We start from the raw sequence: 22,626 nt of genomic DNA, 5'->3' as shown, positions 1-22,626 counted from the left end.
GCACGTGGCGAGCCCGTCCGGAATATGAACGCATTCTGCCTGCATGATTACGACGGTCTGGTGGGCCAGAAAGGCTTTCAGGCCGGCCCCTACGTACACCTACCTAAGGAGGAATTTATCATGGAAGACTGCATTTTCTGCAAGATCATCGCCGGGGAGATCCCGAGCACGAAAGTTTGGGAAGACGATAATTTTTTCGCCTTCAAGGACATCAATCCGGTCGCTCCGGTCCACGTCCTGGTCATCCCCAAGAAACATATCCAGAGTATCGCCGACTTGACGCCGGACGATGCCGCTGTCGCTGGCAAGATGCTCTATGCCATCCAGAAAGTCGCCCAGGTCATGAATCTTGATAAAGACGGCTTCCGCGTCGTCTTCAACACCGGTGAAAAAGCAGGCCAGACGGTCCATCACATGCACGCCCACATCTTAGGCGGCAAAGAAATGGCTTGGCCCGGCGTATGAGTGAACGGCAGCGGAGACGGAAGCCCCAGCGCCAGGTGACGATTACCGCGTCGGCCCTTACCCGCATCATCGCCATCGTCCTGCTCGCCGGCGTCGTCGCTTTCCTGATGATCCACAAAATTTAATCTTCTTCTCATGAAAAAAGACCCGGAAGGGTCTTTTTTTCATGTAATTTTAATCTTTCTCGCCTACGATGGACGTAATCGGATAAAGTGAGAAAGGGGAATCGCCATGGAGAAGAATCTATTAGGCTATTATGGAGAACAAGCGGCGCTGGCCTTTGTGCGCCAGGAAAGGGGCTATCACGTGCGCTGCTGTAATTACCGCAACCGCCTGGGAGAAATCGACATCATCGCCGACGACGGCCATACGCTGGTCTTCATCGAAGTCAAGACGCGGACGACAGGCTCTTACGGCCTGCCCTGCGAAGCCGTCGAGAAGCGCAAGCGCCGTCAGATCACCCGCGTGGCCTCGGCCTATCTGGCCCAGTTCGATCTTTGGGAGCGGCCATGCCGGTTCGACGTCATCGAAGTCTGGCCAGGAGATAACGGACAGACTGGCATCCGCCACATTGCCCATGCCTTCCTGGCCGAAAGGCGGTGACGCCGTGTTCGCGCGTATCTATGGGGCGGCGACACTGGGCCTGAACGGGCACGTCATCGCCGTCGAAACGGATATTTCCAACGGCCTGCCGTCGTTCGACCTGGTCGGCCTGGCATCGACGTCGGTGAAAGAGGCCAAAGAGCGGGTCCGGGCTGCCGTCAAGAACAGCGGCTATGAATTTCCCATGCGCCGCCTGACGGTCAACCTGGCGCCGGCTGACCTGAAGAAGGACACGTCCGGCCTGGATTTGAGCCTGGCCGTGGCCATCCTGGTGTCGAGCGGCCAGATTCCCGAAGAGGCCTGCGAAAAATGCCTCTTCATGGGGGAACTGGCCCTGGATGGGCGCATCCGGCCGGTGAACGGTATCCTGCCCATGGTCCTGGAAGGGGCCGCCCAGGGGATGAAGACGGTCTTCGTCAGCCGCGACAATGCCGCCGAAGCCCTGCTCTGTCCGGACCTCACGGTCTACGGTGTCGATACGCTCTGCGACGTCGCCGCCTGCCTGACCGGTGAAAAGCCGCTGGACGCGGCCCGGCCGGAACCCTTGGCGCCGGACCAGCTGGACTATGACGTCGACTTCGCCGAAGTCCAGGGCCAGGCCGAAGCCAAGCGGGTCCTGGAAATCGCCGCAGCCGGCGGCCATAACGTCCTCATGATCGGCCCGCCGGGAAGCGGCAAGACCATGCTGGCCAAGCGCATCCCGACTATCCTGCCGCCCATGAGCGAAGCCGAGGCCCTGGAAGTGACCAAGATATACAGCGTCGCCGGTCTTTTGGGCAAGGGGCGGCTCCTGCAGCAGCGGCCTTTCCGCAGTCCTCATCACACCATTTCCATGGCCGGCCTCGTCGGCGGAGGGTCCATCCCCAAGCCGGGCGAAGTGACCCTCAGCCATCACGGCGTCCTCTTCCTCGACGAACTGCCGGAGTTCCCCCGGTCGGTCCTGGAAGTCCTGCGCCAGCCCTTGGAAGACGGCGCCGTCCACATTGCCCGCGTCCAGGCGGCCCTGTCCTATCCGTCGCGCTTCGTCCTGGTGGCGGCCATGAATCCCTGTCCCTGCGGCCGCTACGGCTTCGACGAAGGCTGTACCTGTTCGGACAGCGAGATACGCCGCTATACCCATAAGATTTCCGGCCCTCTCCTGGACCGCATCGACCTCCACGTCCGCGTCGAACGGCCGGCCTACTGGGAACTGACGGCCCGGCGGCGGGCCGAACCGTCGTCGGCCATCCGCTCGCGGGTCCTGTCGGCGCGCCATCGCCAGCAAGAGCGCCTGGCTCCTTATGGCTGTACCTGCAACGCCCATATGGGCCACCGGGAGATACGGGCCACGTGCCAGTTGACCGAGGCGGCCCAGCAGTTGTTGCGCGAGGCCTTCGATGCCCTGCGCCTCAGTGCCCGCAGTTACGACCGCATCATCAAAGTGTCCCAGACCATTGCCGACCTGGCCAAAGAACCGGTCATCGCCAAGGATCACGTGGCCGAAGCCATCAGTTACCGCAATAAGATGCACCAGCCATGAAGGGGGGGATGAAGGTGGAACAGGAAACGATGTACGCAGCGGCCCTCCAGTCCCTCAAGGGCTGCGGCAGCCGCCGCCTGCAGGCCCTCCTCGACGTCTGCCGCTCGCCCAGCCAGGCCTGGGGTGCCGTCTGGGATGAAGACCTGCGGCGCCGGACGGGGATTCCGGCCAAGATTTTTTCTCAGCTCAGGCAAGAACGAGATGTTTTTGATTGGGGTACCTTCCAGCGCAGGCTGTCTTTTTATGGCGTCCGGCCCGTCGCCCTGTGGGACGACGATTACCCCAGCTGGCTGCCCTTCATTGCCCGGCCGCCGCTGGTCCTCTTTTGTCAGGGGACGATGGAGCGCGACAGCAGCAGTATCGCCATCGTCGGCTCCCGCAAGGCCAGCCCCTATGGCCTGAATGCCGCCGAGACGCTGGCCGCTGAGCTGGCGGCCCAGGGCTTCACCATCGTCAGCGGCGGTGCCAGGGGCATCGATACGCGGGCCCATCGGGGCGCCCTGAAAGGGAAGGGGCGGACTGTTGTCGTCGCCGCCAACGGCCTGGACCGGACCTATCCCAGGGAGAACAAGGCCCTGTTCCGGCAGGTCGTCGATAGCGGCGGCGCAGTCATCTCGGAATATGCCTTCGGCGTCGAGCCGCTATCCCGGAATTTCCCGGCCCGCAACCGCATCATCGCCGGCATGGCAGCGGCGACGATCGTCGTCGAAGCGGCCCTGCGCAGCGGCTCCCTGATTACGGCTGACCTGGCCCTCGACGAAGGGCGCGACGTCTTTGCCATGCCGGGCAGCGTCTTTTCCGAAACCAGCCGGGGGACGAACCATCTCCTCCGGCTCGGCGCCATCCCCCTGACCTGTGTTGACGATGTGGTCCGGGAATTTCGCCGCCGCGGCTGGCAGGGGCCGGAGACAGCCTGCCATGAAGAAGGCCCCAGCCTGAGTCCGGCCGAACAGGCCGTCATCGACGCCATCCCCTTCGACCGGGCGGCGCCGGTGAGCGAGCTCCTGGAAAAGACGGGCCTCGCCGTCGCCGACCTGCTGCCCATCCTCCTGGCCCTGCAGATGAAGAAAGCCGCCGAGGAACTCCCCGGCGGCTATATCCGCTGTGCTGCGGCCTTTTCTGCCCTATAAGGCGGTGATATACGCTTGGGCTTTGTCGACGGAGACGACGTCGATCCAGCCGAAGGGGACCAGGGCATGACAGCAGGCAAAGAGGGTATGATGGTCTGTGATGAATTCTTTCAGGGCGGCCATGGTCTGGCTGCTGCCTTCGACGCGGCCATAGCTGGCGACGGCCGCGTCGATGAGGACGTTGTCCGGCCATTCCTCGCGGAAGCAGCTGTGCAGGAAGAGAAACAGGTCTAGGACGGGCGCCGGCGCGTCGACGAATTTCTTTTCATTTTCCCAGTCGAGGAAGGTAATCGTCCCGGTTTCCTTATCGTAGGCAATGTCCCGCAGGGCCGGCCGGCCGTGGTGCAGGCCGGCGGCGTGGAGCTGGGCCAGTCCCTGGCCGACTTTTTCAAAGGCATCGTGGCGGACGGCGGCGTATTCCGCTTCCTTGGCTACGCCCTGCAAGGTCTTGCCGGCAGCTTCCATGACGAAGAAGTCTTCATCCAGGAGGACGACCTTCGGCGCCAGGGGAAGGCGGGCGTTGACGGTCATGATCTTGTAGGCTTCGCACCAAAAGGCTGCCGACGGATTCTGTTTGGCAAAGGCATTGCGGCCATTGCCCATGCGGCGCTTGACGAAGTACGTTTTATTTTCAAAAGAAAGTGATAAAATCCGCTTGTCCGGCGCTTTTGTGATGGCAGATTGAACGGATTTTAAGAGAGACCTGTTGAACAAGAAAGTCACACCTTTCAAAATTTTAAGATATAGTTTCAATATTTACAGTTTCTACACATAAGAACGTGCCTACATTATAACAAATTTTGTCAGTAAAATAAATGGCCTGGCCCTTGGAAATAAGGCATTTTCCTGCGAACTCCCCTCGAAATAGACCATCTTGTAAACAAGATGGTCTATTGAATTTGATAAACGCTATTGACAAGTGAAAGAAGACACTTTATAATAATAAACGTAAGTGAATATCAATTTTTTCAAGGGAGATGTGTCGTATGTTTCAGAATACAGATTTTTGGATTGGCTTAGGTATCGGTGTCGTCGCTGGTGTTTTCGGCTATAAACTCATGTCCGAACGGGAACAGCAGCTCCTGGCTATGCAGCAGCCCGCTGCCGGTGCGATGACCGCTTCGGTACCCCTGGCTGAATTGCAGCGTCAGAAAGAAGAATTGGAAGACATGATCGCAGCTCAGGAAGCCACACAGGCGAAATAAGTTTGTAGGGAAGGCCTTTGCGGTTTCAGCGGAAGCCTTTAAATTTAAAGCCATCTGCTAACAACTAACCACTAGCCACTAACCACTTAAAAGGGCTTGTCGTCGTGCGACAAGCCCTTTTTAAGAGGCACAACACCAGGAAGGACTGCTTGTATGATCATTCCGACGTCGAAATGGGACCTCATCATGAGAGCCGTTTCTATTTCGTCTTACTTACCAGGCCGTATCCGCCTGCACAGTAAAAAACTCATTGGCAATGCCGAATTGGGCCGCAAGGTCTACGCCTACATTGCCAGTTATAAAGAAATCGACAAGGTCGATGTCAATGTCCTCACGGGTTCCGTCCTGATCACCTACCGGCCGCAGGTCCTGCAGGCCAATCGGGAACTCGTCCGGGTAGAGAACTATATCATGACCCATGTTGAAAGGAGAAGGTAATTATGTCTTATGCCTCAGGTTTTATGGTGGGCACGTCGATCGGCAAAGCCGTATACGACTTGTTCCACAATAAGAAGGGCAAAGCGGCTGCCGCAGCTGCGCCCGCCGGTGCCTTCCGGCCTCAGGTCCAGGCGGCAAAGGGAGCACCGGAAGTGCCCCGTTTCGCCTGCGTATCCGTCTTGAAAGGCCGTCGCCGCTATCGGGCAGCGGCCCTCGTCGGCAATGCGGAACTGGCCCGCTTGATCGAAGAAAAAGTCAGCACCCTGCCCAATATCCAGTTCATCCAGGTCAGCGCCGTCACGGGCAGCATCCTGGTCTTCGCCCACAGCGAAGGGACCTTGGACCGGCTGGAAAACTTCTTCCGCTTCCGCCTCTTCCCGAATGTCGTCGAAGGCATCGTCAGTGCCGTCTGCGATGCCGGACAGGCCGAAGCGGGGAAATCGGAATCGACGACATATTTGAAGGCCGTCCAGGATACGGCTGACGTCTTCAGTCAGGCTATTTTTCGGAAAAGCAAGGCCTTCCTGGATTTGCGGACCTTGATCGCCGTAGTCCTGACCCTTCGCGGCCTGCGGAAGACCGTATTCCTGGGACAGCGCCCGACAGGGCCGCAGATGCTGTGGTGGGCCCTGTCGTTGTTGAGGGGGCGTTAAGTCATGTACATGCGCAATACCATCTTCCTGCACAGCGAGATCCCCAGCCGCATGCGCCCTGTCCTGAGCGTCAAGCTCCGCCAGGTCCGCGGCATCGTCTCGGCTGTCGTCGAAGAAAAGAAGGTCACCGTCTACTATGTGGGACGGCTGGACCTGCGGGCCCTGAACCTGTTCATCCGTGCCTTTGAAGAAAAATATGGCCGCAAGAAGGAACAGAAAGACGACGACATGGATGTCGCTACGTACCGCCGGGAAGCCATCATCTCCGTCGGCGGCTTCATCGCCATGAACATCCTGCGCAAGGTCAACCCGGAATTCTACGGGTCGATCCTCTTGTTTCGCCGATTATTTACCTTATATATTGCACGCCGCTACATTAAGAACGGCATCATGGGGCTCGTAAGGGACCATCAGGCCAATGCCGATACCCTGACGGCGACGGCAGTCGCTGCGTCCGTCCTGGCTGGCAAGCCTGAATCGAGCCTGACCCTCCTGGCCCTGTCGAACGGGGCCGAAATGATGACCGAATACGCTGCCGAAAAGGCACGCCGTCAGATTTCGGGCCTCCTCAAACTGGACCAGCGCGACGTCTGGCTCGTCGAAAACGGCCATGAACGCAAGGTCCCTGTCGAATCGCTGAAGCGGGGCGACCTCATCGCCGTCCACTTGGGCGAAAAGATCTGCGTCGACGGCAGCGTCGTCAGCGGCAATGCCGCCGTCAACCAGGCTTCCATTACGGGCGAATCCAATCCGGCTATTAAGCAGGAAAAATCGCCGGTCTATGCGGGCAGTGTCATCGAAGCGGGCGACTTGGTCATCCGCGTCGAAAAGGTCGGTGCCGACACGTCCCTGGCCCAGATCATCCACCTCGTCGAAGAAGCCCAGACCCGCCGGGCGCCGGTCCAGAACTTTGCCGATAAGATGGCCAACCTCCTGGTTCCCATCTCCTTCATCGGCGCAGCCATCGTCTACGGGGCCACCAAAGACTGGCAGCGCGTCCTCAACCTCTTGTTCATCGACTTCTCGTGCGGCCTGAAATTGTCGACAGCGACGGCCATCTCGGCAGCTATCGGCGTGGCAGCCCGCAAGGGGATCCTCATCAAGGGCGGCAACTACATCGAAAACCTGGCCGACATCGACACGGTCGTCCTCGACAAGACCGGGACCATCACCATGGGCGTTCCCCAGATCGACCACATCGAAACCGTCGAAGGCGTGGACGATAAGGAAATGATCCTCCTCGCCGCTTCGGCTGAAATGCACTCCGTCCATCCCCTGGCCGTGGCCGTCCAGAAATACGTCAACGCCCAGGGCTGGAAGACGCCGCCTCATGCGTCGTCGGAAACCGTCGTCGCCCGCGGCATGAAAGCGACCGTTCCCGATTTTGAAGGCTACGAAGGCGGGGACATCCTCGTCGGCAGCCGCCGTTTCATGACCGAAGAAGGCGTCGAAGGCATGCCGGCGACGGATAACAAGACCTGGGGCAAGAACCTCTTGTACATCGCCCGCAACGGCGAATATCTCGGCTTCCTGGTCATCCAGGACCCGGTCCGTCCGGGTATGAAGAAGACCCTGAACCGCATGCGCCGCCTGGGCATCGACGAAGTCGTCATGCTCACCGGCGACTCGAAGGACGTCGCCGCCGAAGTCGCCCGCGACATGGATATCGACTCGTATCATGCCGAAATCCTGCCGGAAGACAAGGCCAACTACGTCATGAAGATGCAGAAGCGGGGCAACGTCATGATGGTCGGCGACGGCATCAACGACGCACCGGCCCTGGCCTTTGCCGACATCGGCGTCAGCCTCGGCGGCAACAAGACGGACATCGCCGCTGAATCGGCAGCCATCACCATCCGTTCGGAAGACCCGTCGAAACTGTACGATGCCCTGTACATCGGCAGGGAAACGATGCGGGCCATCAACCAGAACTTCACGGCTACCATTGTAGTCAACTCGGCGGCCATGCTGCTCGGCGCCTTAGGGAAAATCAGCCCCCTCTGGGCTGCTGTCATCCACAACACAGCCACCCTGGCCGTCGTCCTCAACAGCGTCCGCATCCTGAAACCGGCCCGCCCGACCAGACGCCCGGCATAGGGAATCGCGCATGCCAATGGTTTGTAGGGATCCGCACACGCCACACGCCAATGGTTTGTAGGGGCTCGCACGTGGCGAGCCCGTCTGGGAGATGAATACATTCCCGCATCGAGCAGAAACGGGCGCCCCACGTGGCGCCCCTACAGAGATTGGTGGAATTCCCACAGCCGTTGTAGGGGCTCGCACGTGGCGAGCCCACCCGGGAGATGAATACATTCCCATATCAAGCAGAAACGGGCGCCCCACGTGGCGCCCCTACAAGAGATTGGTGGAATTCCCACAGCCGTTGTAGGGGCTCGCACGTGGCGAGCCCGTCTCGGAAATGAATACATTCCCATATCGAGCAGAAACGGGCGCCCCACGTGGCGCCCCTACCAAAGGACTTGTCGTTATGCGACAAGTCCTTTTTTTATAAATGAATTTCAATAGCAACTATTGACAGAGTTTGTGAAAAAATATATAATGTTTATGGTAATGAAATGTATTATCATTAATTAGAAGGGATGTGTGAGTATTATTTACGGAGCTGAAAGGAGCGATGTAAATGAGTGTCGTCATCGTAGGTGGAAATGATTGTATGGTTTGTCGCTATAAGCGTATTTGCAAAGAGTATGATTATAAGGCAAAAGTCTTTACACAGGTACCAAGCGATTTCAAATCGAAAATCGGGTCGCCTGATCTTGTGGTGTTGTTTACCAGTACCGTGAGCCACAGTATGGTCCGTTGCGCCATCAAAGAAGCGCAGCGCAAGAACGTCGAAGTCGTCCGTTCCCATACGAGCAGCTCGAACGCGCTGAAGAACATATTAGCCGCCCGGACGGAAGAGGCCGTCTGAGGCAAGCAAAGGGGAGTTAGTCATGAAAATTGTTTCATTAGCCGATATGAAAGTCGGCCAGTCGGGCGTTGTCGATGCCTTGAAGGGACGGGGAAATATCCAGCACCGCCTCGTCGACATGGGCGTCGTCAAGGGCTCGCATATTTCAGTCTTCAAAAAGGCCCCGCTCGGAGACCCCATTGAGGTAAAAGTCAAAGGGTGCGCACTGGCACTGCGCATGAATGAAGCGGCGATGATTTCCGTCGCCGTAGAACAATAAAGGGGGTACATAGTAGTCATGGAAAATGCAGCAAAGATCAAGATTGCCCTGGCCGGCAATCCGAACTGCGGTAAAACGACGATTTTTAACAACATTACCGGCGCCAAACAGCACGTCGGCAACTATCCTGGCGTTACTGTCGAAAAGAAAGAAGGCCATCGTACCTTCAACGGCAAGGACCTGCTCTTCGTCGACCTGCCCGGCACATACAGCCTGACGGCACGGTCCCTCGATGAAGTCGTAGCCCGTAACGTCATCATCAATGAAAAACCGGACATCATCGTCAACGTCCTCGATGCGTCCAACCTGGAACGTAACTTATACCTGGCCGCACAGCTCGTCGAACTGGGCCGCCCCATGGTCATCGCCTTGAACATGATGGACATTGCCGAACGCATGGGCATCCAGATCGACCTCAAGAAGCTGGGCAAACAGCTCGGCGCCGTCGTCGTGCCCCTCGTCGGCAGCAAGAACATCGGCACGAAAGAACTGCTCGACGCCATTTCCAGTACGCAGACCCAGAATCTGGTCAATGCCAAAGTCGATTACGGCGCTGACGTCGAACCGGCGATTGCCAACCTGACCGATGCCATCGAAAAAATGGGCATCATCAAATACCCGGTCCGCTGGCTGGCCGTCAAGCTCCTGGAAAACGACTCCGACGCCATTGCCAAAGTCCGCGCTATGGAAGGGACCCAGTCCATCCTGGCCCTGGCTTCGACTCTGCGCGATTCCCTGGCCAACAAGATCGATTTGGACTTCTATTTCGCTCAATGCCGATATCAATTCGCAACTGACGTATTTAATAAATCGATTATCAATGTCGGTTCGAGCGACTCCTTGTCCGACAAGATCGACAGCGTCCTGACCCACCGTTACTTAGGGATCCCGATTTTCCTGGCCCTCATGTGGCTCATGTTCGTCGTCGTCATCGACGTCGGCGCCTACCCGCAGGGCTGGCTCGACACGGGCTTCTCGATGCTCGGTGACTGGTGCAGCGATGTCATCGAAGATGAACAGCTCCGCTCTCTCGTCGTCGACGGCGTCATCGGCGGTGTCGGTTCCGTTCTTTCCTTCGTTCCCCTTATCGTCCTCTTGTACTTATTCATCAGCCTTCTCGAAGATACGGGTTATATGGCCCGTGCCGCCTTCCTCATCGACCGCGCTATGCGTGCCCTGGGGCTGCACGGCAAGTCCTTCATTCCTATGATCCTCGGCTTTGGCTGCAACGTACCGGGCATCATGGCCGCTCGTACACTGGACAATGAAAAAGACCGTCTGGTCACGATCCTGGCCTGCCCGTTCATGAGCTGCGGTGCCCGCCTGCCGGTATACACCTTGCTCATCGCTGCTTTCTTCGGCGCTTCCGGCCACGGTGGTACGGTCCTCTTCGGCGTATACCTTTTAGGTATCATCATTTCCGTCTGCGTCGCCCTGGTCCTCCGTCACACGACCTTTAAAGGCGAACAGGAACCGTTCGTCATGGAAATGCCGCCGTATCACATTCCGACCTTGAAAGGCGTCCTCATGCACATGTGGGAACGCACGGTCTTGTACCTCAAGAAAGCCGGTACTTTCATCCTCGGCGCATCCGTCCTGGTCTGGTTCCTCACGGCATACCCGATGGACGTCGAATATTCCCAGGACTTCGATGCCGCTAAAGATCAGGTCACGGCTGAAATGGAACAGAAACAGTCTAACATCCTTCAGTCCTACGGCCTCAGCGCTATCGAAGACAATGCCGCTTTGAACGATATGTATGAATCGATGGTCGCTACGGCTGATGAAGCCGCCGACGAAGCCGACGAAGACGAAGCCGATACGGGCAATGCCCTGAACCCGGCCGCTGCCTTGAGCTCCGTCGAAGACCAGGTCAAAGACTCTGAAAATGCAGAAGATAACCTCTTCATGGGCAAATATCCCCAGGGCTTTGCCGACCTGCAGGAACAGAATCCGGCTGTCTTCGCTCAGGCTTTGCCGCTCTTCGATGCCAAAGCCGATGCTGACGACGAAACGTCTAAGCTCGACGACCAGCAGAAGTCGGAAAAACTGGAACAGTCCTATGCAGCCCGTCTTGGCCACTTCGTAGAACCGGTCATTGCACCGCTCGGCTTCGACTGGAAAATCGGCGTAGGCCTCATCGCCTGCACAGCGGCTAAAGAAGTCATGGTTTCCACGCTGGGTACGATTTACAGCGTCGGCGGTGACGATACCCATGAATCGGGCCTCGTCGCTTACCTCCGTGATGACCCGGACTTCAACCAGGCCGTCGCCTTGTCGCTTATGGTCTTCGTCCTGCTCTACATGCCGTGCGTCGCTGCCATGGCCGTCATCAAACGTGAAACAGGCTCGTGGAAAATGCTCCTCGTCAGCAATGGCATGTGCCTCGTCCTCTCGTATGTCCTGGCCTTTGCCACCTATCACCTGGCCCTCATGGCCGGCCTCGGCGCTTAAGACTTGAAGCAACCCCTTCCATAACGTATAATATTAGTGGCTCGTGGCTAGCCTCCCCTCATAGGGGAGGTGGCCCAAAGGGCCGGAGAGGTTGATTTTAAGCCTCCACTCATAGGCCCTTTTTGGCCCGTCAGGCGTTGACCGCAGGGAAAGGCAGGACGGCTGCCAAAACGGAGAGCCGGGTTGGAGGTGGCCCAAAGGGCCGGAGAGGTTGATTTTATAACGAATAATTGCTAATCCCGAGAGGAGGTATATCTATGAGTCCTGCAACCATTATCGTCGCTATCGTCGTCATCATCGCCGTAGCGTACTTCATCCACCATATCCGCGGCCTGTTCAACGGAACGGCCAGCTGCTGCGGCAACTGCTCAGGCTGCTGCTCATCCAGTGGAAAGACAAAAACGGGGGACGATTCCAAATTGCCTCCGTGCTGCCGGAAATAGCATAAGAAAAGGGACTGTCGCACGTGCGACAGTCCCTTTTTGCTTTCCTCGGACTCAGATGCGGCGTTCCACCGCGACAGATTCAAACTGACAACGACGCTTCGGGAAGCCCTCAGTGCGTAGCGGGCCGCCCGCCGTAGCCATCTGTCCGGGCAATCGTCTCCTGCTCCTGATGGGGCATAATGACTCTGGGCGGCCCCTACGATATCGCATCCAGGCGATGGGAATAAACGCGGCCACAGATTGCAAAAAAACATACGGCCAATGGCCTTGTGCGTAGGGGCCGGCCTGATTAAGGCGGCCCGCTGTGAGATTTGACCATAGCCTATTCGAGTATAATGGCAGGCTTTTCATTAAAGACATCATCTTCACGATGAAATCACCGGCTAACTCGGGTTTGGTCCTTTCCTTCGTCCACATCCGGTATCCTATAGGAATCGCTAAATAGCAGATTCCTTCACGTGGACTCAGTACAGGGGCGCTCAGCGTCAGACTAACGAAGCAATCGTTCATATAGGGCTTGCCTGTATGGCAGGCATAGTTATGCAATAAAGAAACAGCATCGAACTTCTTGCCGAACTTCGGCACCGTCGTGTCATCGACACTGAGGCAGATAACCAGGTGATGAGGCAGTCAGGAAATTTACAGTCTGCTGCGACGGCAGGAAACATGGTATAATGAAAGAAAAGTATCAGAAAGGATGAGAACGGGAAGCATCCCGATTGAGAAATTGATATGAAATCTGTTGCTTCAGTAATCAAAGAGAATCTAGTGTTTTTTCTGGCGGTAGTGGCGGCATTGGTGTCGATGACGGCCGTACCGCCTTCGGCAGCTTATGCCGGGTATATCAATATGCCTGTACTGGCGATTTTGTTCTGTCTCATGGTCGTCATCGGCGGCGTGCGGGAAAGCGGCGTCTTTTCTGCCGTGTTGGCCCGTCTCCTGCTCCGCCTGGGGACGATGCGCCAGCTGGCGGCGGTCCTGGTATTTGCCTGTTTTTTTGTCAGCATGTGGGTGACCAATGATGTGGCTCTCCTGACCTTTGTGCCTTTTTCCCTGATGGCCCTGCCCAAGGTGGCCAGTGAGGAACAGATGGCTCTCGTCATCGTCCTCCAGACGCTGGCGGCGAATCTGGGCAGTATGTGTACTCCCGTCGGCAATCCGCAGAACTTGTATCTTTATTTTTATTACGCCATGGATCTGCCATCGTTTCTGACGCTGCTCCTGCCATATACCCTGGTGTCTTTCCTGTTGCTGGCGCTGTCCCTGTTCCGCTTGCCGGGGACGCCGATTCCTATTTCCGTCCGGCTGGCTGCCCGGCGGACAAGGAATCTGCCTGTCTTGGCGCCATCGCGTCGGCTCTGGCTCTTGGGCGGGATGTTTTTCCTGTCCCTGCTCACTGTGGCCTATGTCCTCGATTATCGCCTTACCTTGGCCATCGTTATCGTCGTTACGGCATTGACCCGGCCACGGTATTTCCGTTATGCCGATTATCGGCTTCTGGGCACTTTTGTGGCCTTTTTCATCCTCGTAGGCAATATGAGCCAGATGCCTGGATTCAGGGACCTGCTGACAGGGTATCTGGACGGTCATGAATTCTTCATGGCCCTTTTGGCCAGTCAGGTCATCAGCAATGTGCCGGCAGCCGTCCTCTTGTCGGGCTTTACCGATGAGGCAGCGGCCTTGCTGCTGGGAACTGATATAGGGGGATTGGGGACGCTGGTTGCTTCTATGGCAAGCCTCATTTCCTATGGCATGTACGTCCGGTCCTATCCCCGGCAGCAGGGAAGGTATCTGAAACTGTTTAGCCTGCTCAACCTGGCCTATCTGCTGGTACTGGTCCTGATTGCCTGGTTGTACGGATTCGGAGTATAATGAAAATATAGAATTAGGAAAGAATAGGATAAGGAGGGATTTTCCATGAGTGTAGAATTTGAAGGAAATAAGGCGTGCATTGCGCCGGAAGGGGTATTTATTATCGGGACGTACGACGAAAAGGGCGTGCCCAATGCCATGAATGCCGCCTGGGGAGCCCAATCGGATTACGGCGAAATCACGCTCTTTTTGGCTAAACACAAGACGACGGACAACATCAAACATACCAAGGCCTTTACCGTCGCCTTTGCCACCAAGGATACGGTTGAAATTGCCGATTACTTTGGCGTAGAAACGGGCAATAAGGTAAATAAGATTGAAAAGGAAGGCTGCCACGTCCACAAGAGCGGCCACGTCAATGCTCCGATTATCGAAGAATTCCCGGTCACCTTGGAATGTGAATGTACCAGCTATGACGATAAGACGGGCATCCTCGTAGGCAAAATCGTAGCCCAGCAGGCCGACGAATCGGTCCTGACAGACGGCAAAATCGACTACGACAAACTGCAGCCCATCATCTTCGACATCGCTACCATGACCTATCGCCTGATCGGTCCCGTCGTAGGCCAGGCCTTCCATGACGGACTGAAATTGAAAGGCTGAACTTAACGCATAACTGCAAGAAATGGCAAGACAGTTGCTGCAATAGACCGTCGTAGAGGGCGCGCCTGTTCTGACTAAAAAATCCGCCGAAAAATTCGACGGATTTTTTAGTGCTCATCATGACACAGTGCCGCCGTATACGCAATGGAAAAGGTAGCGGCAGTGTCTCTGATGAACGGGATATTATTGTTTTTTATATTACCGTTCTAGGCCTGATAGGAATGGGGCTTAATGAGGAATGAAATGAGGGAGACTTGTCAGGCGCTTCGATGCTTCCCAGTCAGCTGCAGCAGCCGTAGTCCGGCCCAGTGACTGCTCAATAGCGGCCCGAAGGATGTACCAGCTTTGGGGGACAGGATACTTGTGCATGTTCAGGAGATCGATGCTCTTGGTAGCACAAGACAGCGCCTGGACCGCGTTTCCCAATTTCCATTGAATCCATGCTTCTTGTTGATACGTATTGACCACGAACGGGTAGTACGTATTTTTTTCTTCTTCAGAAAGCTTATTACGGGAAATCCGGCATTCCTTCAGGGCTTCTTCATAGTTACCCGATTTGGTCAGTAGGCGGGCATAGTCCAGATGGCCGCGGGCAGGGTTTTTATCATGCTCCAGATATTTACGGTAAAAAGCAAGGCCCAGGTCTTTTTGATTCATTGTGATATAGTTGCGGCTGATTGTATAACTAAGTGTCCTGTCCTTGTTCCATTCCGGATGGGCTTCAACCAGTGTCTGCATACGGTGAGCCGCTTTGTCTTTCTGTCCCATCATATATTCATAGACGATGGCAAGACTATTCAAGAGAATATCCTCGGGATTTTTGCGGAGCCCCTGCAATGTGTCCGCATAGCCGGCCCCCGGGTTCCCATCCATCATATCATAGAGGCTGCGGATCCCATAAGGAAGCGGACTGTTGGGGGCATGAGCGGTCATCTGCTCCAGATGGCTCTCTGTTCCAGCGTCATCGCCGTAGTACCAGGACAGGCCGGCAAGTGATAAATCCTGCCAGGCTGATTCAGGGAAGGATTGATTATATTCTTTTTGATAGAGAATGGACAGGAACAGTAACTGTGACGACAGGGGAGAAAAGGCGTCATTTAGACGGAGCTCTCGGTCGCGGGTATGGCGCTCTTTGATAATCGTATCCAGCCGCTTTTGCCTTTGAGCTGCATCGGGGGGAACGGGGGCTGTAATCGTATCCTGAAAGGCATCCCGCACGTCTTTAGCAGGCAGATCTTTGTTCAGTCGGTACCGCAGGATGCCATTCTTGTCGATTAATATCAATCGGGGCAGGGAATTGGTATATAGGTGGTAGTCTCCTGTAAGAACGGGAAAGGGGAAGGCTTCTTCTTTCAGCCAGTTTTCTATTTTGCTCGTCCTGCCAGTCTGTAGGACAAAGAAGTTCATCTGTTCATGATATGAAACATAGGCTTTTTTCGTGAAATCCGCATAAGCCGTATTGGCAGAACCGGGAATAGAAGATGAGATGAAAAGAGCTGCTGGCCTGTTTCCAGCCGTTACTGTTACAGTGCGTCCCGAATCTTTGCTGATGAATCCGGTAACGGGAACGGATGTACCTGCCACTGCTTCCGAAACAGGAATCTGGAGGGGGCGGGACTTTTTAGCCGGCGTTATTTTTTCCTGTTTCGTTAGAGACGGGACGTTTACTGTCTGCACGATTTCATTTTGAGGTTGTATCGCCGCAGGTGCAGCTGCGGCCGGTGTGTCTGCTGCCATGACCGTGTATCCTGTCAGAAAAAGACCAGTCACAGCCAGTGCAATTTGACGTCGTAATAGTTTCATAGTTCAAAACCTCCTGCCTGATATATATCATAACTTCATTTTTACATACTCTAGTACGGGATGTCAATCCTTTCCCCGGAGACAAGAGACGGAATGACAGGAAGCCGGAAAAGATGTTATAATGAAATAACTTAGTCGCTGAACGACTAAGAAAAGCGACTAAGATAACGACTAAGATAATGACCAAGATAGCGATATAAACCAGCTTTTCGTGGGTGTCAAGGTCTTGTGTATAATGGAGAGAAAAAAGCTTTATGAGGAGTATTGGATGGTATGCAAAATGTATCTGGATTAGCTTGGATTGGGGTATATATTGTATTTTGGTTTGCCTTTTCGATGTACAATGGAGTCAGCCGATTACATAGCAGTGCAGTTGCTTCAGACGATGAGGCATATGAAGGAGAATACGATGATGAGGCATATGAGGACGAGTCGGATGATGAACGGGTTGAACGGCTGATATCGTGCATTGAGAAGGCAGAAGTTGTCGTCAGCCCCCGGACGATAGCCAAAATAATTTTGCTGGTACCCATCTTTCTCTTTCTTATCGATGGATTTGGTTATCTTATTGCTTATGGGGTATTGAACAGCCAGCTTTCCATCATTCAAAGAGGCATTTTGATAGCCTTGGCAGGCTTTTCACTCATTGCATCTTGCCGTTCCTATATAGAAACACGGGCCATAGCCAGAATTATTTTAGAAAATGAAGATTACAACGTCATGAAGGTAAAAATCATTGAGGAAGAAGACCGACAAACGGAACCCACTTGGTGGCCGCTGATTCGTTATGCAGGTCCCTGTGTGGTGTCGGCGTATACGCTGGTAAAAATCATTATGAATTAATCGAGGAAAATGCCATCGCCATTCCAGAATACGCCGAACAAGTCTGAATCCAAGAAAAAATCACCTGCTTCAAGGGTGCGATGCTACCCTTGAAATAGGTGATTTTTATATAGAGATTTTTTTGTTTGCAATTAGTCCTAGCAGTCTGCGAGATGGACCAGAAGGTTTATTTTTTCCGGATTCCCAAGCTTCTATTGTCTTTTTTGAAACACCAAAGTATTGTGCAAATAATTTTTGTGTCAACCCTAACTGATTTCGTATGTCTCTTATTTCGTCACTTGAATATGTAGTTATTGGCTCAATGTCAATTTTTCTTTTATGTCTAGGAAGATGCTTGGTTTGGGTATCTAAAATAGCGTCATTCAGCGATTCAGATAACAAATCAAATGCTTTGCTCATGGAGAACACCTCGCTTATAAATTCGATTCCAAGATATCGATTTGCTTTTTCAAATGATTTCGCTCTTCTTTCGTTAAATTTTCTAATTCATTTTTTGCGAAAACAGCTAATAAATAAATAGTTTCCTTGATTTCAAAATCGACATAACAAACTCTTGTACTTCCACTTTTACCACGGCCTTCAAAGGCAAAGCGCATTTTTCTCATTTTTCCTGTTCCCCGAATTACAGCACCTATTTTAGGATTTTGCAATAATTGATTCTCCAATCGCCGTAAATCTTCATCATTGAAACCTAACGCTGCCCAAGAACGTGTAAAAAGGCGTGTCTGAATAAATGTTCTTTTAATTTCCAATTTAGTACCTCTATCTATATTTTACCCTATTCAATAGGATGAATACAAGTGCTTTTTATGATAGAATAGGAGGGGGAGTGAAATAGTTTGTGTAAACAGGTTATTGGACAGGAAGCCTATATCCTGCTGTAATGGAGGGAAGCCTGGTCTAAAAATATGAAAGGGAAGGGTACGGCTATGATTGATGGAGAGCGATTGAAAGATGTTTTAGTGCAGTATAAAAAAGATGTTGTGCCGAAACATTGGCAGGATGAAAAGTATAAATGGGAAGCACTCAAATGGTTTCAAAACAATTGGAATATTAACGCAACGGATTTTGCGGATATGCTCAACCGTTCGTTTTCCCAAACCTATAATCTGCTGGCATCGATGAATAATTTCCCGGCCAAGATGATTACTGGTTTTGCTGAGACAGCTCCAGAGGACGTACGCTCGATGTACATCGATTTGTTTGATGAGAGCAAGGATATATATGAGCGAATCAATACCTTTAAACTGCAATCGGACCTTCTTCTCGAAAAATATGGAAAGGGAGCGGGACAGCATTATCAATCTGAGAATGCTATTACGACCTATTTGTGGCTGCGTTATCCAGATAAGTATTACATATATAAATACAGCGAAGTAAAGGCTGTGTCAGATGAATTGAGTAGTGACTATATATTCAAGAAAGGCGCGTATGCAGATAATATCAGGAATTTTTACTCTTTGTATAATGAAATCTGTGAGCATCTAAAACAGGACGACGAACTCGTGAACTTATTCAAGAGCCAGCTGACAGATGACTGCTATCCGGATCCATGCCTGAAAACACTGACCTTTGATGTGGGTTTTTATATTTCCCGTGATTATTCAAAGCGTAGTGAAGCAGAATCTTCTGATGTTGAGTGGTATCCCTCGATAGAAGAATATGCTCCGGGAATCACAACAGCCGAGTGGATTGATCTGCTTGAAGACAAAAGTGTTTTTACACAGAGCAGCCTTGAAATCATGAAAAGAATGCAGGACTATGGCGGAGCTGCTACGTGTACTCAGCTTGCTGCAAAGTATGGAGAAAGCAAGAACTTTTATAATGCTGGATCCGTTGGGCTGGCAAAGCGCATAGTAGAAAAGACCGGATGCCCTATTATGCCGAAGAATTCTGACAATTCTCGATGGTGGCCCATTCTCTATATCGGCAGATATGCAGCCAAAGATGAGAAGGGAAGTTACGTGTGGAAGTTGCGCCGTGAATTAGCCGCTGCCTTGAATCAGGTGGGTTTGAGCGGCGTAGCTCTTTATGCCAAATCAAATGGTGATGGAGAACCCAAGTATTGGTGGCTGAACGCCAAACCAAAGATATGGAGTTTTTCTGACCTGCAAGTCGGTGAAGTACAAGACTATACACTTTATAATGCAAACGGCAATAAGCGGCGCATTTTCCAGAACTTCATAGATGCTAAGACGGGTGATCTTGTCATTGGCTATGAATCCAATCCGGTCAAGCAGGTTGTAGCGCTTGTAAAAGTCAGCGCGGCGAATGACGGTCAGAAAATATGTTTTGAAAAAACGGAGTCACTGGAAAACCCGATTGATTATCAGACATTAAAGGAATGTCCGGAGTTGGCGAAGATGGAGTTCTTCAAAAATCCGAACGGCAGTTTTTTCAAATTGACCAAGAAAGAATATGAGTTCATCATGGACATCATCCGCGATGAAAATCCGCGGAACTCTCATGAGGAGAAGATTCCATCGTATACGAAGCAAGACTTCTTGTCTGAAGTCTATATGACTGACAAAATGTACGACCGACTGGTAGGCGTGCTCAGCAACAAGATGAATATCATTCTGCAAGGCGCACCGGGCGTAGGTAAGACCTTTGCTGCCAAGAGGCTGGCTTATTCTATGATGGGAGAGAAAGACGACAACCGGATTGAATTCGTGCAGTTCCATCAGAATTATTCTTATGAAGACTTCATGATGGGATACAAACCGTCTGGAAATGGTTTTGAATTGAGGTATGGTGTGTTCTACCGTTTCTGCCAGAAAGCGGCCAATGAGCCGGATAAAAAATTCTTTTTCATCATTGATGAAATCAACCGGGGAAACCTGAGCAAGATTTTCGGTGAACTCCTGATGTTGATTGAAAAAGACTACCGTGGGACAAAGTTAACACTGGCTTACAATGGCATGCCGTTTACGGTCCCGAAAAATCTTTATCTTATTGGCATGATGAATACGGCTGACCGCAGCCTGGCCATGATAGATTATGCCTTGCGCCGTCGGTTCAGCTTCTTCGAGATGAAACCGGGATTTAACTCAAAAGGATTCGAAGCTTATCAACAGGCACTGAAAAACGATACGTTCAATAAACTGGTGGATAAGGTTATTAAGCTAAATGAAGAAATCAGCCAGGATAAATCATTGGGAAAAGGCTTCTGTATCGGGCACAGTTACTTTTGTGGAAGAACCAAGGAGAATTGCACTGATGAATGGATGAAGTCTGTCGTAGATTATGATATCCTGCCGATGCTTGCAGAATACTGGTTTGATGATGACAGCAACGTGCAGCGCTGGAAGAATTCCTTTAAGGAAGTATTTCAATGAGTAAGTATAAACGTATCTTCATAAAGAATATCTACTATATGCTGTCTTATGCCTTCACCACCTTGAAGCAATCCATCTACGAAGATATCGAGAAGGAGCCTTTCGACAATATCCATAATCTGTTTGCGGCGATTCTGGCAAAAGGAATCGGTCTTCAGCTGAAACAGGGATTGTATCGGGAATACATCAACTGTGTCGAAGATTTGACCGTCGTCCGGGGGAAAATCGACATGCCCGGGACTATCCGGAACAGGCTCCAGGCCCGGCTGGCCGTGACCTGTGATTATGATGAGCTGTCCGAGAATACCCTTTTGAACCAGATTCTGAAATCAACCGCCTTGCTGCTCCTTAGGCAAAAGGATGTAGACGAAAAATACAAGGCAGAACTGAAAAAAAAGAAATGCTCTATTTTTCTGAAGTAGATGAAATAGAGCTATCCCAGATACGCTGGTCGGAGATCCATTTGCAGAGAAATAACCGGACATACCAGCTGTTGCTCGCCATTTGTCAGCTCCTGGTCGAAGGTTCACTCATGACCACGGAAAAAGGTGATTATCACTTAGCCAGTTTCGTCGACGAGCAGCGAATGAGCCGATTGTATGAAAAATTTATCCTGGAGTACTACGCACAGGAATTCGGACAGCGGATCAAGGGATTTTCGTCAAGAGCACGGCAGATTCACTGGCAGCTGGATGACGGCAACGATGTCCTGTTGCCAGTTATGCAGACAGACATTACACTTACATATGGGACACAGACGCTCATCATTGATGCTAAGTACTACCAGCGTACGTTGCAGACAAACTTCAACGTACGGACGATTCATTCGGGAAATTTGTACCAAATTTTTACCTACGTGAAGAACAAAGAGGCAGAACTAAAAGGAACCGAGCACTGTGTTTCTGGAATGCTTCTCTATGCGAAAACCGATGAAAATCTCGTGCCGGAAAATGTGTACCAGATGAGCGGTAACCAGATATCGGTGAAGACACTGGATTTGAATCAGGATTTTTCAGAGATTTCGAGACAGTTAAACCAGATTGTGGCAAATCATTTCGGAGTTGATATACCAGGGAGCTGATTACGGGCGTGATTATCGGGGGAGGGCCGCCACATTCCTCTTAACATACATTGAAAGCCGGTAGCCTATGTAAGATTCAGGAAAAAATGACTTGATCGCTGACCGACTAAGAAAAGCGACTAAGATAACGACTAAGTTGGCGATATGTTGAAAGGATGAGCTTAGCGTGTCCATAACTCAGTTTTCTTGGGTGCTCCGTTAGGCATTTGGATGATTCCCCGGACAAACTGGGCTGGCAATCGTACATAGACTGGAGCGGGCGCCCCACGTGGCGCCCCTACGAACCTGGGTCTTGTGTTGTAGGGGCGTGCCAGGCCTTTTCAGCCCGTTAGGTCATGACTGCAAGAATGGTGAAAACGTTGTTGAAACGAATCGCCGTAGAGGGCGCGCCCATTCTGGCCAGGGGGAAATGGAAACGAATCGTATTTGACAAGAAAATGGTGCAGCTGGTATACTTATAGTGTAGATACACGAAAAAGGGAACAGGGAGGATATAATGGAACGGGATGAAACGGTGAAAAAAAGAATTCATTTACGGCCTTGTCATGCCTTTAATCTACGCCAGGCAAATCTGGCAGTCACTGCTTTATATGATAAGTATTTACATGAAGCGGGAGTAACGGTGCAGCAGTATTCTGTCCTTTGGCACATCAAAGAGCTGGGCCCCTTATCAATTACTTCATTGTCCCTGGAGATGAACCTGGATCGGACAACGTTATCACGCAATATTACCTTGTTGGAGCGGCGGGGATTCGTGGAGAACGTCCCTTCGACGGGAAGAAAACATGTAGTGCAGTTGACGGATCAGGGAGAAAATTTATTTCTTCAGGCACAAACTGCTTGGCAGGCAGCACAACATGAGTTGGAGCAAAGGCTGGGTAAAGACGGCATGGCACAGTTGGAAAACTTATTATTACGGATTATAGAGTAGTTCTTTATTTACACTTAACGTGTATATACACTATATAAGGAGAGGGTTCTA

General features: G+C 52.4%; 25 protein-coding genes. 21 read left to right on the top strand and 4 right to left on the bottom strand.

Annotated features, from left to right (window positions below):
- Nucleotides 1–120: 120 nt before the first annotated feature.
- The 5 genes from ACFCTO_RS03570 to dprA all read left to right on the top strand — a co-directional run bounded on the left by ACFCTO_RS03570 (nt 121) and on the right by dprA (nt 3,717).
- The gene (locus tag ACFCTO_RS03570) at nt 121–465 is read left to right on the top strand and encodes a histidine triad nucleotide-binding protein (RefSeq protein WP_292260812.1); all 345 of its coding nucleotides are present in this window, start codon (nt 121–123) and stop codon (nt 463–465) included.
- Entirely contained in the window at nt 462–590 is a 129-nt protein-coding gene (locus tag ACFCTO_RS03565; RefSeq protein ID WP_292260815.1) for a hypothetical protein, read from the top strand. The genes ACFCTO_RS03570 and ACFCTO_RS03565 overlap by 4 nt, the downstream gene beginning before the upstream one ends.
- Before the next feature lie 106 nt (nt 591–696).
- Entirely contained in the window at nt 697–1,068 is a 372-nt protein-coding gene (locus ACFCTO_RS03560; RefSeq protein WP_299721603.1) for a YraN family protein, read from the top strand.
- A 4-nt stretch (nt 1,069–1,072) separates the two neighbouring features.
- A complete protein-coding gene (locus tag ACFCTO_RS03555) occupies nt 1,073–2,587 on the top strand; it encodes a YifB family Mg chelatase-like AAA ATPase (RefSeq protein WP_337372495.1) in 1,515 nt (504 codons plus the stop codon).
- An 8-nt stretch (nt 2,588–2,595) separates the two neighbouring features.
- Nucleotides 2,596–3,717, top strand: coding sequence for a DNA-processing protein DprA (gene dprA / locus ACFCTO_RS03550; RefSeq protein WP_337372497.1), 1,122 nt, complete (start codon nt 2,596–2,598; stop codon nt 3,715–3,717).
- Here dprA and ACFCTO_RS03545 read toward each other — a convergent pair.
- Nucleotides 3,712–4,440, bottom strand: a complete 729-nt coding sequence (locus ACFCTO_RS03545; RefSeq protein WP_337506914.1) for a BUD32 family EKC/KEOPS complex subunit — start codon at nt 4,438–4,440, stop codon at nt 3,712–3,714. The two genes, dprA and ACFCTO_RS03545, sit on opposite strands and share 6 nt — an antisense overlap.
- A gap of 189 nt (nt 4,441–4,629) precedes the next feature.
- On the opposite strand from ACFCTO_RS03545, the gene ACFCTO_RS03540 reads away from it, so the two are divergent.
- The 11 genes from ACFCTO_RS03540 to ACFCTO_RS03490 all read left to right on the top strand — a co-directional run bounded on the left by ACFCTO_RS03540 (nt 4,630) and on the right by ACFCTO_RS03490 (nt 14,579).
- Nucleotides 4,630–4,737 (top strand): hypothetical protein, encoded by a 108-nt coding sequence (locus ACFCTO_RS03540; protein ID WP_366915655.1) that lies wholly within the window; start codon nt 4,630–4,632, stop codon nt 4,735–4,737.
- Nucleotides 4,704–4,922, top strand: a complete 219-nt coding sequence (locus tag ACFCTO_RS03535) for a hypothetical protein (protein ID WP_302421094.1) — start codon at nt 4,704–4,706, stop codon at nt 4,920–4,922. Before ACFCTO_RS03540 ends, ACFCTO_RS03535 begins: the two co-directional genes overlap by 34 nt.
- Nucleotides 4,923–5,075: 153 nt before the next feature.
- The gene (locus ACFCTO_RS03530) at nt 5,076–5,360 is read left to right on the top strand and encodes an HMA2 domain-containing protein (protein WP_302421095.1); all 285 of its coding nucleotides are present in this window, start codon (nt 5,076–5,078) and stop codon (nt 5,358–5,360) included.
- Nucleotides 5,361–5,362: 2 nt separating this feature from the next.
- Nucleotides 5,363–6,013 (top strand): HMA2 domain-containing protein, encoded by a 651-nt coding sequence (locus tag ACFCTO_RS03525; protein ID WP_499876398.1) that lies wholly within the window; start codon nt 5,363–5,365, stop codon nt 6,011–6,013.
- Nucleotides 6,014–6,016: 3 nt separating this feature from the next.
- The gene (locus ACFCTO_RS03520) at nt 6,017–8,110 is read left to right on the top strand and encodes a heavy metal translocating P-type ATPase (RefSeq protein WP_499876397.1); all 2,094 of its coding nucleotides are present in this window, start codon (nt 6,017–6,019) and stop codon (nt 8,108–8,110) included.
- Nucleotides 8,111–8,654: 544 nt separating this feature from the next.
- On the top strand, nt 8,655–8,945 hold the full coding sequence (locus tag ACFCTO_RS03515; protein ID WP_027894789.1) for a DUF2325 domain-containing protein: 291 nt from the start codon (nt 8,655–8,657) through the stop codon (nt 8,943–8,945).
- 22 nt (nt 8,946–8,967) lie between these two features.
- On the top strand, nt 8,968–9,204 hold the full coding sequence (locus tag ACFCTO_RS03510) for a FeoA family protein (RefSeq protein ID WP_020310246.1): 237 nt from the start codon (nt 8,968–8,970) through the stop codon (nt 9,202–9,204).
- 18 nt (nt 9,205–9,222) lie between these two features.
- A complete protein-coding gene (gene feoB / locus ACFCTO_RS03505) occupies nt 9,223–11,658 on the top strand; it encodes a ferrous iron transport protein B (RefSeq protein WP_499876396.1) in 2,436 nt (811 codons plus the stop codon).
- 257 nt (nt 11,659–11,915) lie between these two features.
- Entirely contained in the window at nt 11,916–12,101 is a 186-nt protein-coding gene (locus ACFCTO_RS03500; RefSeq protein ID WP_294024326.1) for a FeoB-associated Cys-rich membrane protein, read from the top strand.
- A gap of 735 nt (nt 12,102–12,836) precedes the next feature.
- Nucleotides 12,837–13,976, top strand: coding sequence for an SLC13 family permease (locus ACFCTO_RS03495; RefSeq protein WP_499876395.1), 1,140 nt, complete (start codon nt 12,837–12,839; stop codon nt 13,974–13,976).
- Between the two features lie 45 nt (nt 13,977–14,021).
- On the top strand, nt 14,022–14,579 hold the full coding sequence (locus ACFCTO_RS03490) for a flavin reductase family protein (RefSeq protein WP_499876394.1): 558 nt from the start codon (nt 14,022–14,024) through the stop codon (nt 14,577–14,579).
- Between the two features lie 228 nt (nt 14,580–14,807).
- Here the strand turns inward: ACFCTO_RS03490 and ACFCTO_RS03485 are convergent, their stop codons facing one another.
- Nucleotides 14,808–16,382 (bottom strand): tetratricopeptide repeat protein, encoded by a 1,575-nt coding sequence (locus ACFCTO_RS03485; protein WP_499876393.1) that lies wholly within the window; start codon nt 16,380–16,382, stop codon nt 14,808–14,810.
- Nucleotides 16,383–16,655: 273 nt separating this feature from the next.
- Between ACFCTO_RS03485 and ACFCTO_RS03480 the strand changes: the two genes are divergently transcribed.
- A complete protein-coding gene (locus ACFCTO_RS03480) occupies nt 16,656–17,225 on the top strand; it encodes a hypothetical protein (RefSeq protein ID WP_292301430.1) in 570 nt (189 codons plus the stop codon).
- 105 nt (nt 17,226–17,330) lie between these two features.
- Here the strand turns inward: ACFCTO_RS03480 and ACFCTO_RS03475 are convergent, their stop codons facing one another.
- Together ACFCTO_RS03475 and ACFCTO_RS03470 are read right to left on the bottom strand one after the other, a co-directional pair.
- Nucleotides 17,331–17,624, bottom strand: coding sequence for a helix-turn-helix domain-containing protein (locus ACFCTO_RS03475; RefSeq protein ID WP_027895258.1), 294 nt, complete (start codon nt 17,622–17,624; stop codon nt 17,331–17,333).
- A gap of 14 nt (nt 17,625–17,638) precedes the next feature.
- A complete protein-coding gene (locus ACFCTO_RS03470) occupies nt 17,639–17,977 on the bottom strand; it encodes a type II toxin-antitoxin system RelE/ParE family toxin (protein ID WP_302485801.1) in 339 nt (112 codons plus the stop codon).
- A 177-nt stretch (nt 17,978–18,154) separates the two neighbouring features.
- Between ACFCTO_RS03470 and ACFCTO_RS03465 the strand changes: the two genes are divergently transcribed.
- The 4 genes from ACFCTO_RS03465 (at nt 18,155) to ACFCTO_RS03450 (ending at nt 22,575) form a co-directional block, all read left to right on the top strand.
- Nucleotides 18,155–20,563, top strand: coding sequence for an AAA family ATPase (locus ACFCTO_RS03465; RefSeq protein ID WP_499876392.1), 2,409 nt, complete (start codon nt 18,155–18,157; stop codon nt 20,561–20,563).
- A complete protein-coding gene (locus ACFCTO_RS03460; protein WP_302485802.1) occupies nt 20,560–20,985 on the top strand; it encodes a 5-methylcytosine restriction system specificity protein McrC in 426 nt (141 codons plus the stop codon). Before ACFCTO_RS03465 ends, ACFCTO_RS03460 begins: the two co-directional genes overlap by 4 nt.
- Nucleotides 20,964–21,644: a 5-methylcytosine restriction system specificity protein McrC gene (locus ACFCTO_RS03455; RefSeq protein WP_292301641.1), complete on the top strand. Its 681-nt coding sequence runs from the start codon at nt 20,964–20,966 to the stop codon at nt 21,642–21,644. The genes ACFCTO_RS03460 and ACFCTO_RS03455 overlap by 22 nt, the downstream gene beginning before the upstream one ends.
- A gap of 496 nt (nt 21,645–22,140) precedes the next feature.
- A complete protein-coding gene (locus ACFCTO_RS03450; RefSeq protein ID WP_302485803.1) occupies nt 22,141–22,575 on the top strand; it encodes a MarR family winged helix-turn-helix transcriptional regulator in 435 nt (144 codons plus the stop codon).
- The last annotated feature ends 51 nt before the right edge of the window (nt 22,576–22,626 follow it).

Origin of the sequence: Megasphaera indica, assembly GCF_046614755.1 — a bacterium.
In the GTDB taxonomy this organism is placed as follows: Bacteria; Bacillota; Negativicutes; order Veillonellales; family Megasphaeraceae; genus Megasphaera; species Megasphaera intestinihominis.
The sequence above is the reverse complement of the archived record's forward strand: the minus strand, read 5'-3'. Positions and strand labels throughout refer to the sequence as shown.